15 protein-coding genes are annotated in these 11,597 nt (G+C 67.0%); 9 read left to right on the forward strand and 6 right to left on the reverse strand.

The features are described from left to right. The first annotated feature begins 81 nt into the window (after positions 1–81). Both G432_RS17650 and G432_RS23390 read left to right on the forward strand, forming a co-directional pair. On the forward strand, positions 82–729 hold the full coding sequence (locus tag G432_RS17650; protein WP_041864981.1) for a YoaK family protein: 648 nt from the start codon (positions 82–84) through the stop codon (positions 727–729). Positions 730–1,153: 424 nt separating this feature from the next. Further along, on the forward strand, positions 1,154–1,786 hold the full coding sequence (locus tag G432_RS23390; RefSeq protein ID WP_144062076.1) for a sel1 repeat family protein: 633 nt from the start codon (positions 1,154–1,156) through the stop codon (positions 1,784–1,786). Positions 1,787–1,851: 65 nt separating this feature from the next. On the opposite strand, the gene surE is transcribed toward G432_RS23390, so the two are convergent. Together surE and serS are read right to left on the reverse strand one after the other, a co-directional pair. Continuing rightward, the gene (surE, locus tag G432_RS17660; protein WP_015460184.1) at positions 1,852–2,622 is read right to left on the reverse strand and encodes a 5'/3'-nucleotidase SurE; all 771 of its coding nucleotides are present in this window, start codon (positions 2,620–2,622) and stop codon (positions 1,852–1,854) included. Beyond that, the gene (gene serS, locus G432_RS17665; RefSeq protein ID WP_015460185.1) at positions 2,622–3,902 is read right to left on the reverse strand and encodes a serine--tRNA ligase; all 1,281 of its coding nucleotides are present in this window, start codon (positions 3,900–3,902) and stop codon (positions 2,622–2,624) included. The genes surE and serS overlap by 1 nt, the downstream gene beginning before the upstream one ends. Positions 3,903–4,018: 116 nt before the next feature. On the opposite strand from serS, the gene G432_RS17670 reads away from it, so the two are divergent. The 4 genes from G432_RS17670 to G432_RS17685 all read left to right on the forward strand — a co-directional run bounded on the left by G432_RS17670 (position 4,019) and on the right by G432_RS17685 (position 6,374). After that, positions 4,019–4,462, forward strand: coding sequence for a host attachment family protein (locus G432_RS17670; RefSeq protein ID WP_015460186.1), 444 nt, complete (start codon positions 4,019–4,021; stop codon positions 4,460–4,462). A 112-nt stretch (positions 4,463–4,574) separates the two neighbouring features. Continuing rightward, on the forward strand, positions 4,575–5,132 hold the full coding sequence (locus G432_RS17675; protein ID WP_015460187.1) for a hypothetical protein: 558 nt from the start codon (positions 4,575–4,577) through the stop codon (positions 5,130–5,132). Positions 5,133–5,405: 273 nt separating this feature from the next. Beyond that, a complete protein-coding gene (gene dksA, locus G432_RS17680) occupies positions 5,406–5,867 on the forward strand; it encodes an RNA polymerase-binding protein DksA (protein WP_015460188.1) in 462 nt (153 codons plus the stop codon). Positions 5,868–5,972: 105 nt separating this feature from the next. Beyond that, positions 5,973–6,374 (forward strand): PilZ domain-containing protein, encoded by a 402-nt coding sequence (locus G432_RS17685; RefSeq protein WP_236626813.1) that lies wholly within the window; start codon positions 5,973–5,975, stop codon positions 6,372–6,374. 183 nt (positions 6,375–6,557) lie between these two features. On the opposite strand, the gene G432_RS22675 is transcribed toward G432_RS17685, so the two are convergent. Further along, entirely contained in the window at positions 6,558–6,713 is a 156-nt protein-coding gene (locus tag G432_RS22675; protein WP_015460190.1) for a YdcH family protein, read from the reverse strand. 199 nt (positions 6,714–6,912) lie between these two features. Between G432_RS22675 and G432_RS17690 the strand changes: the two genes are divergently transcribed. Beyond that, positions 6,913–7,110 (forward strand): YdcH family protein, encoded by a 198-nt coding sequence (locus G432_RS17690; protein WP_015460191.1) that lies wholly within the window; start codon positions 6,913–6,915, stop codon positions 7,108–7,110. Between the two features lie 73 nt (positions 7,111–7,183). Here G432_RS17690 and G432_RS17695 read toward each other — a convergent pair whose 3' ends face one another. Further along, entirely contained in the window at positions 7,184–7,654 is a 471-nt protein-coding gene (locus tag G432_RS17695; RefSeq protein WP_015460192.1) for an Hsp20 family protein, read from the reverse strand. Positions 7,655–7,964: 310 nt separating this feature from the next. On the opposite strand from G432_RS17695, the gene G432_RS17700 reads away from it, so the two are divergent. Continuing rightward, positions 7,965–8,399 carry a DUF1465 family protein gene (locus G432_RS17700; protein ID WP_107395897.1) on the forward strand — a complete coding sequence of 145 codons (435 nt, stop codon included), beginning with the start codon at positions 7,965–7,967 and terminating at the stop codon, positions 8,397–8,399. Positions 8,400–8,497: 98 nt separating this feature from the next. On the opposite strand, the gene G432_RS17705 is transcribed toward G432_RS17700, so the two are convergent. Together G432_RS17705 and G432_RS17710 are read right to left on the reverse strand one after the other, a co-directional pair. Further along, positions 8,498–9,481 carry an NAD(P)H-dependent flavin oxidoreductase gene (locus G432_RS17705; RefSeq protein WP_041864984.1) on the reverse strand — a complete coding sequence of 328 codons (984 nt, stop codon included), beginning with the start codon at positions 9,479–9,481 and terminating at the stop codon, positions 8,498–8,500. Between the two features lie 29 nt (positions 9,482–9,510). Further along, the gene (locus G432_RS17710) at positions 9,511–10,779 is read right to left on the reverse strand and encodes an aspartate kinase (protein WP_015460195.1); all 1,269 of its coding nucleotides are present in this window, start codon (positions 10,777–10,779) and stop codon (positions 9,511–9,513) included. A gap of 71 nt (positions 10,780–10,850) precedes the next feature. On the opposite strand from G432_RS17710, the gene ubiG reads away from it, so the two are divergent. Next, the gene (gene ubiG / locus G432_RS17715; RefSeq protein WP_015460196.1) at positions 10,851–11,597 is read left to right on the forward strand and encodes a bifunctional 2-polyprenyl-6-hydroxyphenol methylase/3-demethylubiquinol 3-O-methyltransferase UbiG; all 747 of its coding nucleotides are present in this window, start codon (positions 10,851–10,853) and stop codon (positions 11,595–11,597) included.

The raw sequence follows: 11,597 nt of genomic DNA on the forward strand, positions 1-11,597 counted from the left end.
GATGGAATAGGCGGGCGCCGTTTCGTGGCCGATATAAGCGGCATCTCGTCAAGATATCTTTGCCTCGCTAGGATCGTGCCCGTGACCCGCTATGATCGACGGACCTGGCTACTGGCCGCCTGCCTTTCCGCGCTGGCGGGCTTCGTCGATGCCGTGGGCTTCCTGAAGCTGGGCGGCTTCTTCGTCTCGTTCATGAGCGGCAACACCACGCGGCTGGGCGTGGGGCTGTTCAACCATGGCCGGGATGCGGCGATCGCGGCGGGGCTGCTCGGCCTGTTCGTGGCGGGCGTCGTGCTCGGCGCCTCGGTCGGCCGGCTGGCCGATCCGGATCGGCGCCCGGCGCTGCTGGCGCTGATGGCCATGCTGCTCGGCACGGCCGCCGGCGCGGCGATGGCGGGCGCGGACAGGATCGCCGTGGTGCTGATGGCGGTCGCGATGGGCAGCGAGAATGCGATGTTCGAGCGCGACGGCGAGATCCATATCGGCCTCACCTACATGACCGGCACGCTGGTGAAGATGGGCCAGCGCATCGCGGCCGCCTGCTTTGGCGGGGACCGGCTGGGCTGGCTGCCTTATGCGCTGCTGTGGACGGGGTTGGCGCTGGGGGCCTGCGCGGGCGCCGCCATCTATCCACTGCTCGGCCTCCACGCCCTGTGGATCGCGGCGGGCGTGTCCGCGATTCTCGCGATCGTCACCCTTGCCGCGCGACGGGAGGCCCGCGCCGCATAGGCGGATTGCGAGGCCGGGGCGTCCGTCCTGAGGAGTGTCCGGCCCCTCAACATAAGACAAGCTCCTCCCCATCCTCATTCCCGCGAAGGCGGGAATCCATTGTGTCGGAAGCTATCGGCTCAGTCGAGCCCGCCGCCTCCACGGACCAGCGGCGCTTAGCTACGCCTCTCACCCTCGCAGGATTGACGAGCGGAAGGCTGGCGAAACGTCCACTTCCCCGACTTTCCGGCTGTTGCGCCCCGGCGACGCTTGAAAATCCGAACTACGCTTCGCCTAGCGTTCGCGCCGCAGCGCGAACAGCCAGCCAATGAGGACCACGGCAACGAAGCAGCCCGCGACCGTCGAGATTATGGCCAGCTTGTCAGGTCGCCTTTCCGCAAGTCCTCGCAGGACGATAGCTCCGGCGAAGAGGATACCGCCTCTCTTGAGCCAAACGGAACGTGATGACATTTTCGACGCGTCGCAGCCGGGTAGGGCCTCGTCAAGGCGAACCCCCACCAACCCCAACTTTTCGGTCGTTACCGCAGCTGCGGCGACGCTGGAAAAAATCTGGGCCGTCGGGACATCGCGACATAGCGGACGCAATGCCTTCATGCGAGGGCCGGTCGATGGAAAGCTCCAACGACACACGAAGTTCGACCGCCTTTATCTGAAGGGCCTCGGAATCCGTTACGATCGGCAGCGCGGACTGTGGATGCCCATCATGTGGCATTTGGCTTTACGAAGGCACACAGGCGCCATGATCGAGTTGGCGGACTGGTTTTCAGCAGGGGACAGCTTGCAGTTCTTTGGTCCGGCCGCCGATGGTTTCAGTGCTGCGGGACTTTACCGACGCGCTTACAGAGCAGGCGATGCCCGCGCTGCTTCGAACGCCGCGATAAGCTGCTTCAATCGCCGCGACATGATGGGCTATCGCAACTGGCTTCGGCGCGCGGCACGGGCAGGCGACACCGATGCAGCCACGCAGCTTCGGTCTTTCGAGACGCGTCTTTGGCATGGAGCTGCCAGGAAAATTGGTCGCGCGAGACCCAAGCAGAAGCGCGACGAATTAGCCTAGCTTATGTCCGCTATCCCCCGACTATGCGGCCCTTCTCTCTACCAGCAGTTCCCGTGCGGCGATTATCAAATATCCCGATAAGCGCCGCGCAGGCTGTCGAGCGAGGGGCCGTGGGTGAGATCGAGGTGTAGCGGCGTCACGGATATGAAGCCGTCGGCGATCGCCTCCAGGTCGGTGTCGTGCTTGGGGGTCGGCACCGCGCCGCCCAGCCCGAACCAGTAATAATTATAGCCGCGCGGATCGGTGCCCTTGACGATGCGCAGCCGCCCATAATCGCGGATGCCCTGACCGACGACGCGCACGCCGCGCACCTGATCGGCGGGCACGGCCGGGAAGTTGATGTTCACCAAAGTCCCCGGCGTCCACGGCCCGTCCAGCAGCGGCGCGAGCACGCGGGCGCCCCAGGCTTCGGCGGCGGAGAAGGGAACGGCATCGCCCATCGCCTCGCGGGCATAGACCTGGCTGAGCGCGACCGACCGGAAACCGGCCAGCGCGCCTTCCATCGCGGCCGAGACGGTGCCCGAATAGGTCACGTCCTCGCCCAGATTGGCGCCGCGATTGACGCCGGAGAGGACGAGATCGGGCGGATTGTCCTTCATGATCTCGGCCACCGCCATCATCACCGCATCGGTCGGTGTGCCGGTGACGGAGAAGCGGCGCTCGCCATGCTTGCGCAGCCGCACCGGCCGGGTGAGGGTGAGCGAATGGCCCGCGCCGGACATCTCCTCGGCCGGGGCGACGATGGTGATGTCGTCGGAAATGGTCCGCGCGATCGCCTCCAGCACCGCGAGGCCGGGGGCGTGGATGCCGTCGTCGTTGGTCAGCAGGATACGCATCAGGCCGGCACCAGTCGATCGATCCCGCCCATATAGGGGCGGAGCTTTTCGGGAATGCGGACCGATCCGTCGGCCTCCTGGTAATTTTCCAGGATGGCGACGAGGGTGCGGCCCACCGCCAGCCCCGATCCGTTGAGCGTGTGGAGGAAGCGCGTGCCCTTGGCGTCGCCGCCGGGGCGGTAGCGCGCGTTCATCCGCCGCGCCTGGAAATCGCCGCAGTTGGAAACGCTGCTGATTTCCCGATAGCGGCCCTGGCCCGGCAGCCAGACCTCCAGATCATAGGTCTTGCGCGCGGTGAAGCCCATGTCGCCGGCGCAGAGCAGCATGCGGCGATAGGGCAGGCCGAGCTGCTCGAGAATCATCTCGGCCGCATCCACCATCCGCTCATGCTCCGCCTCGGATTGCTCCGGTGTGCAGATGGCGACCATCTCGACCTTGTCGAACTGGTGCTGGCGGATCATGCCGCGCGTGTCGCGGCCGGCGGCGCCCGCTTCCGACCGGAAACAGGGGGTGAGCGCGGTGTAGCGCAGCGGCAGCGCGGCCTCGTCCACGATCTGCTCGCGCACCAGGTTGGTCAGGCTGATCTCGGCCGTGGAGATCAGCCAGCGGCCGTCGGTCGTCTGGAACAGGTCCTCGCGGAACTTGGGCAGCTGGCCGGTGCCGAAAGCGGCCTCGTCGCGCACCAGCAGCGGGGGCGCGACCTCCATATAGCCGTTGCCCAGGGTCTGTACGTCCAGCATGAACTGGCCGATCGCGCGGTTCAGCCGGGCGATGCCGCCCTTCAGCACGGCGAAGCGTGCGCCGGCTATGGCGGCGGCGCTCTCGAAATCGAGGCCCAGCGCCGGACCGATATCGGCATGTTCGTTCGGCTCGAAATCGAACGCGGGCGGCTCGCCCCAGCGGCCGACCTCGACATTGCCGTCCTCGTCGGCGCCCTCGGGCACCTCGTCGGCGGGCAGGTTGGGTAGCGCCGCCAGCAGCGTATCCAGCGCGGTGCCGGCCTGCTGCTCCTCGCCTTCCAGCGCGGGCATGCGTTCCTTGAGCGTCGCGACCTCGGCCATCAGCGCCGTGGCGGTGGCCTCGTCCTTCCGGGCCTTCGCCTGGCCGATCGCCTTCGATGCCTCGTTGCGGCGGGTCTGCATGCCCTGCAGCTCGGTGGCGAGCGCGCGGCGCTTCTCGTCGAGGGCGATGATCTCGGCCGCATGCGGCTCCACGCCCCGTCGCGCGAGGCCGGCATCGAAGGTGGCGGGGTTTTCCCGGATGGCGCGTATGTCGTGCATGGCCGGGCTATGGCCAAGCCGCGCGGCCCGCGCAAGCCTGCGCGATCCTCGCCCGCGCAACTCCGTCATGCCTCATGCGTTGCGGTGCTGTTCCGATAGCGGGAAGGAGGCAAAGCATGATCCTGCCCTATAACAGCGTGGTCCTCGTCGCCGATGGCCGCAAGATGCTGCTGCTGCGCAACATGGGCGATGCCCAATATCCCCAGCTCGAGGTGATGAACGCCGCCCAGCAGCCGGTGCGTTACGACCGCGACATGAAGCGCGACGCCCCCGGCCGGGCCTTCGCCAGCGTCGGCGGATCGCGCAGCGCGATGGAGGAGACCGATTTCCAGCAGCAGGAGGAGGATCGCTTCGCCGCCGATGCCGCCGCCATGCTGGAACGGATGGCGATGGAAGGCGAATATGATCGGCTGATAGTTGTGGCGCCGCCCCGCACGCTTGGCGAACTGCGCAAGCATTATCACCGCGAAGTCACCGATCGGCTGAAGGGCGAGATCGCCAAGGACCTGACCGGTCATCCCGTGGGTGCGATCAGCCGCATCATTGCCGAGATGGATTGATCCACCGGGGCGATCCGTCGCCTTTTGGTCTCAATTCATCGCCTTGGCATGGCCTGATGGCCGGCTTCTCGCGTTTTCTCATCGGGATTTTGATCGCTAGGAGACGATTCTGATGAGATTGAAGATGGCTTTTGCGGTTTCCGCCCTTGCGCTCGCCACGGCGCCGGCACTGGCCCAGACGGCCGCCCCGGCGGCGAGCGCATCGGCCAAGGTCGCCGTCGGCTCCACCGTCTATGACACGTCGGGCGGCACCGTCGGGACGATCGAGTCGGTGAATGGCGATCTTGCCGTTCTGGCGACGGAAAAGAGCAAGGTTTCCATTCCGGTCGCCTCGTTCGGTGAGGGCGCCAACGGCCCGGTCCTGGCGCTGACACGCGACCAGATCGACGCCCAGGCCGGTGCCGCCAACGCGCAGGCCGCGCAGGAGGCCGAAGCGAAGAAGACGTCGCAGCTCGTGGCCGGCGCCACGGTGAAGGACCCGTCCGGCGGCACCGTCGGCACCATCAAGTCGGTCGATGCGCAATATGCCCTGGTCGACACCAGCAAGGTGCAGGTTCGCCTGCCCCTGACCGCCTTCGCGGCGGGCGAGGACGGCCCGGTGATCGGTATGACGAAGGATCAGCTCGACGCGCAGGCCGGCGCCAACACGCCGAGCGGCGGCGGCCGCTAAGGCGGCGCCTGCCGGAAGAGACAGGCGAAAGAACGGGGAAAGCCGTGTCCAGCCGAAAGGCCGGGCGCGGCTTTCCGCCGTTTCGGCCGGCCGGCGGCAATCGGGCGGCGATCGATCCGGGAACGCGCCGGGATTAATCGGCATAGTTGCGGGATCGATCGTTGTTTCATCGAAATGTCGCTGATTCCGGCGCTTGTGCCCGGTTCGGCGGGCCGGTATAGCGCCCCGGCAAATAGCCCACCGCGGCCAACGCGGGTGGTAGCGGAGAACGTGATGGCGACGGCGCTCAATTCGACTCCCGGTTCCAACGGTGCTCATCAGGACGATATCATCGACGCGGATTATCGCCCGTCTCCCGACGAAGAGTTCATGAACCCGCGGCAGATGGCCTATTTCCGCCGCAAGCTGATCGATTGGAAGGAGTCGATCCTGCGCGAGGCCCAGGGCACGCTGGCCCAGTTGCAGACCGACTCGCTGCGCGAACCCGACATCACCGACCGCGCCTCCAGCGAGACCGACTGGTCGATCGAGCTGCGCACCCGCGATCGCCAGCGCAAGCTGATCTCCAAGATCGAAGCCGCGCTGCGCCGGATCGAGGAAGGCGAATATGGCTATTGCGAGGTGACGGGGGAGCCGATCTCGCTGGCCCGCCTGGAAGCCCGCCCGATCGCGACGATGACCGTCGAGGCGCAGGAACGGCACGAGCGGCAGGAAAAGATCTCGCGCGACGAATAATACGCTACCGCACCGTTAACCGTTTCTGGATGATTTGCTGCTTTTTTGTCCCCATGGCGCGCTGCGGTTCAAGTGCGCGATCTATAAGAAAATATGGGGCCGGTCGTGAAGGATAGCACCGTCTCGGATGACGAGATCGGGGATGTCGCGGACGCAGGAAATGGCGGTCGCGCGCCCCGCGACAGTATGTTTTTGCAGGCGATGGCGACCTTTTCGGATCGCGGCGATTCGGTGCAGCTGCGCGTCCGCAATCTTTCCGAAGGCGGGCTGATGGCCGATTGCCTTCGCGATTGCCGTTCCGGGGATCGACTCATCGTGGAACTGAGGGGCGTCGGGCCGGTGGCGGGCCGAATCGCCTGGTGCGCGCAGGGCCGCGTGGGCGTCGCCTTCGACGCGCCGATCGATCCCCATCTCGCTCGCAAGCCGATCGCCGGGCCGAAGCCGCAGACGATGACGATCGCCGATCTGGAACGCATGCGCCGTCCGGGCTTCCGCACGGGGCGCTAGCGCCGCCGGAGCGGATCGATCTGCATGGCGGGGGAAGGGCGGGCCGGGCGCGGCGCCGGTTTGGAAATTTCGTCGTTCCAGACCTGGCCGTGAGGGGCAGGCGGGTCGATTCGGCTTTGGGATGGAGCGGAAGGAGGCCGCTGTCGCTGCCCGTTCCTGGGCAGCGACCCGGTGCGGCGGCGCTCAGACCTGGCGGAGCGCTTCCTTGATTTTCAGTTTCTGTTTCTTGAGGTTGGCGATCAGGATGCCGTCGGGTGCCGGCCGGTTGTTCTCGGCGGCGATGCGGGCGTCGAGGCCGGCATGCTTGGCGATCAGTGCAGACGAATGGGCGTTGTCCATGAAGGATCCTCCTTTCGTTTCCCGCTATGGGGAGAGGGAGTAAATCACCGATCGGCCCGCTTGTAATCCACCTATTCGCATGGTTGCGATATTTGCCATCGGGCATGCGATGGATGGGCGGCGCGGGATGTGCTTGAGCGCCGGCCCGATCGCCGATATCGCTGGCATGGCACGGAATTTCCGGCAGGGAGCGCGCGGGATGGAAGATATCGGCATCGGCCGGCGAATCGAGATTCTGCGGGAAGAACATCGCGATCTCGACATCGCGATCGAGGCGATGGGCGATGCGCCGGCCGCCGATCAGCTTGCCCTGGCGCGACTCAAGAAGCGCAAGCTCCGCCTCAGGGACGAGATCGCGCTGCTGGAGGACCAGCTCATCCCCGACATCATCGCCTGAAAGCGATCGGGACAGCAAAAGGGCCGGCGGATGGGTGATCCGCCGGCCCCTTTTTCATGCCGCGATGTCTGCGTCAGGCGGCGTCGCGCTGCTCGGTGATCGCTTCCGGCACTGGCGGGGCGGCATGGTCGATCTCGATCCGACGCGGCTTCTTGTGCTCCGGCACCTCGCGGACCAGGTCGATGTTCAGCAGGCCGTTCTCATAGCCCGCGCCCGTCACCTTGATGGTGTCGGCAAGCTGGAAGCGGCGCTCGAAGGCGCGCTTGGCGATGCCGCGATGGAGGAATTCCCGCGTGCCGTTTTCCTGCGCTTCGCCGGCGCGGCCGACCACGATCAGGACATTCTCCTGAACGGTGAGGTCAAGCTCGTCGCGGCTGAAGCCGGCAACGGCCATCGAAATGCGATAGGCGCCGTCGCCCAGCTTTTCGATATTATAGGGGGGGTAGGCGTCCCCTTCGCCGCGCGTCGCGAAATCGACGAGGCGGTTGAGGTTCTCGAAACCGATCGAGGACCGGAGGAGGGGGGCGAAATCCACTGCACGCATTGTCTCAATCCTTTCTGGCATTGAGGATGGAACAGGCCCGCGGAAACCGCCGGGCCGTAGCGTCATCGTCCCATCAGGCGACGATGCGCCACGATCGAGATAGGCAGCCGGCAGCAGGCTTCAAGGGGCGGGATGTGCATCGAAATCTTGCCGGATCGCGCGGCTCCGTCGGCCGGAGCCGGCGGGCGCGGACGGGCCTTGCGGGACAGGGCAAAGCCGGCATTCACCCTCTTTCCGGGCTGCGCCGCCGCCGCTTTCGTGGCATCATGCGGAGATGCAGGGTGATGGGCACTTGGATGTGGACGGCCGCATGGCCGCCCGGCTGGTCGACAGCCTCTATCTCGAGGCCATGGTGCTCGCCGACGAGGTGCGGGCCTATTTCGACGAACCCGGCCGGGCCGAGCGGGATGCGCTGTCGCCGCTGGCGCGCGTCAGCTTCTCCTGCGAATCGCTCAAGGTGACGACGCGGCTGATGCACGTGATTGCCTGGCTGCTGGTGCGCAAGGCGGTCGAGGCGGGCGAACTGACGCCCGAGCAGGCGCGCGAGCCGGGCCGGCGGCTGGGCGGCGCGCATGACAGCGATCCGCAGGTGGTCGCCGATCTTCCGCCGACGGCGCGCCACCTGATCGCCGCCAGCCGGGACCTTTACGATCGCGTCGACCGGCTCGATCGCGACATGGGCGGCTTTCGCGCCGTCCCCAGCCCGGCCCGCAGCCTCGTGGAGCGCCTGCAGCAGGCATTCTAGGCGCTGGGCAAGGCAGATGCCGCGGACCTTATCCGCAATTCCCGAGAAAGCGGAATGACGGTGGGGCGCCTGTCGCGGCGGCGCCCCGTGGCCCGCGTTCAGCCGCGCGCGGTGAGCGCGGTTTCGGCTTCGGTGACGAGCGCGGTGATGATGTCGGTCGCCGGTTCCTCCCTGGTCACCATACCCACCGACTGGCCGGCCATCAGCGATCCGTTCTCCACATCGCCGTCGATCACCGCGCGGCGGAGCGCGCCTGCCCAATAATGCTCGATCTGCAACTGGGCCTCGGCCATCTCCACCCGGCCTTCGTCCAGCGCCTGCGCCACTTCGCGCTGCTTTGCCGTGAACAGCTCGGTGGAGGCGTTCTTCAGCGCGCGCACCGGGATCACCGGCAGGCGCGGGTCGATCTGGACGCTGGCCACCGCCTCGCGGGCGGAAGCGCGGATGAACGCCTTCTTGAATTTGGGATGCGCGATCGACTCCACCGCGCAGACGAAGCGGGTGCCGAGCTGCACGCCGGCCGCGCCCATTTCCAGATAAGCGGCGATCGCCTCGCCCCGGCCGATGCCGCCGGCGACGAACACGGGCAGCTTGTCCGCCACCTCGGGCAGGATTTCCTGCGCCAGGACGGAGGTGGAGACCGGGCCGATATGGCCGCCGGCTTCCATCCCCTCGATCACCAGCGCGTCCACGCCGGAACGGATCAGCTTCTTGGCCAGCGCCAGCGCGGGCGCGAAGCAGAGCACCTTTGCGCCCGATGCCTTGATCCGTTCGATCGCGCCGCCCGGCGGAAGGCCGCCGGCCAGCACGACATGGCCGACCTGATGGCGCGCGCAAACCTCGATCAATTCATCAAGATCGGGGTGCATCGTTATGAGATTGACGCCGAAAGGCTTGTCCGTAAGCCCCTTGGTGCCCGCAATCTCGGCATCCAGCAGTGCCGGCGTCATCGCCCCGCAGGCGATTACGCCGAAGCCGCCGGCATTAGAGATCGCCGCGACGAGATGGCGTTCGGACACCCACGACATGGCGCCGGCCATGATCGCATGGCGCGTGCCGAGGAATTCCGCCCCGCGCGCCATCAGCGCGTCGAGGCGCGGGCTGGAAAGGCTCACGCGTCCACCGTCTCTTCCTCGGCGTCCAGGCCGTAGGCGGTGTGCAGCACGCGAACGGCCAGCTCGGTATAATCGTCCTCGATCAGCACGCTGACCTTGATTTCGGAAGTGGTGATCGCCTGGATGTTGATGCCGCGATCGGCCAGCGCCTTGAACATCGTCGCGGCCACGCCCGCATGGCTGCGCATGCCGACGCCGACCACCGAAACCTTGCAGACGTTGGTGGCGTGGAGGACGCGTTCGAAGCCGATGGTCGGCCGCGCCTTTTCCAGCACGTCCAGCGCGCGGGCCAGTTCCGCCTTGGGGACGGTGAAGGTCACGTCCGTGCTGCCCGTTTCATGGGCGATGTTCTGGACGATCATGTCCACGTTGATGCTGGCATCGGCCAGCGGCGTGAAGATGGTGGCGACGGCGCCCGGCCGGTCCGGCACGGCGACCAGCGTCACCTTGGCTTCGTTCTTGTCGTGGGCGATGCCCGTGATGAGCTGACGTTCCATGCTTCCCTCTTCGATCTCGTCGTCGCCTACGATCAGCGTGCCGCGATGGCCGTCATCGTCGCGGCTGTCGTCGAAGGACGAAAGCACGCGCACGCGCACCTTCTCCTTCATCGCCAGGCCCACCGACCGGGTCTGCAGCACCTTGGCGCCAACGCTGGCCAGTTCCAGCATCTCCTCATAGGTGACGCGGCTGAGCTTGCGGGCCCTGGGCACGATGCGCGGGTCCGTGGTGTAGACGCCGTCCACGTCGGTATAGATGTCGCAGCGATCCGCCTTCATCGCGGCGGCGACCGCCACGGCCGACGTATCCGAACCGCCCCGGCCCAGCGTCGTCACCCGATCGCCATCGGCCATGCCCTGGAAACCGGGGATCACCGCGACCTCGCCCGCCGCCAGCGACGCATCCAGCGCGGCGGTATCGATCGCGGCGATGCGGGCGGAGGCATGCGCGTCCGACGTGCGGATCGGCAGCTGCCAGCCCAGCCAGCTCCGCGCGTTCACGCCGATGGATTGCAGCACGATGGCGAGCAGGCCGCTCGTCACCTGCTCGCCCGATGCGACCACCACGTCATATTCGCGCGGGTCGTAAAGGGGCGATGCCTCGCGGCAGAAATTGACGAGGCGATCGGTTTCGCCCGCCATGGCCGAAACCACGACGGCCACCTGGTTGCCGGCGTCCACCTCATGCTTCACGCGATTGGCGACATTGCGGATCCGTTCGATGCCGGCCATCGAGGTGCCGCCGAACTTCATGACGATACGGGCCATGGGCAGGTCTTCTAGCTCTATCAGGAACCGGCTTGGCGCGCGGTGTGCCGGCCTGATAGGGAGGAGGCGCCATGAACGCAAGCACGCCCGATACGATCGATCCCGCCGAAGCCGCCCATTTCGGCGCGATGGCGGCGGACTGGTGGAACCCCAAGGGATCGTCGGCGATGCTGCACCGGCTCAATCCGGTGCGGCTGCGCTACATCCGCGACGCCGTGGACGGGCACTGGCACGGCAACCCCGCCGGGCTGAAGCCGCTGGCCGGCCGGCGGGTGCTGGATGTCGGCTGCGGGGCGGGGCTGCTGGCCGAGCCGCTGGCGCGGCTGGGCGCCAGCGTCACCGCGATCGACGCCGCGCCGGAGAATATCGCCGTCGCCCGCGCCCATGCCGAAGGGCAGGGCCTCGCCATCGACTATCGCGTCGGCGGCGTGGAGGAGATGGACGAGGTGGCCGCCTTCGATCTCGTCACCTCGCTGGAGGTGATCGAGCATGTCGCCGATCCCGCTGCTTTCGTCGCGGAACTGGCGCGGCGGCTGGCGCCGGGCGGGCTGATGGTGCTTTCCACGCCCAACCGCACGCCGGTGTCGCGCCTCGCGCTCATCGCCGTGGGCGAAAGCGTGGGCGGCATTCCGAAAGGCACGCATGACTGGCACAAATTCCTCACGCCCGAGGAACTGGCCAAGCTGGTCGAGGCGGCGGGGCTAAGGGTGGCGGACGTGACCGGCCTGTCCTTCGGGCCGGGCCGGGGCTTCCACCTCTCGGACAACAAGGCGATGGATTATCTGCTGACGGCCGTGCCCGCGGCGGCAGCGGAATAG

It is taken from the genome of Sphingomonas sp. MM-1, assembly GCF_000347675.2.
GTDB classification, from domain to species: domain Bacteria; phylum Pseudomonadota; class Alphaproteobacteria; order Sphingomonadales; family Sphingomonadaceae; genus Sphingomonas_E; species Sphingomonas_E fennica.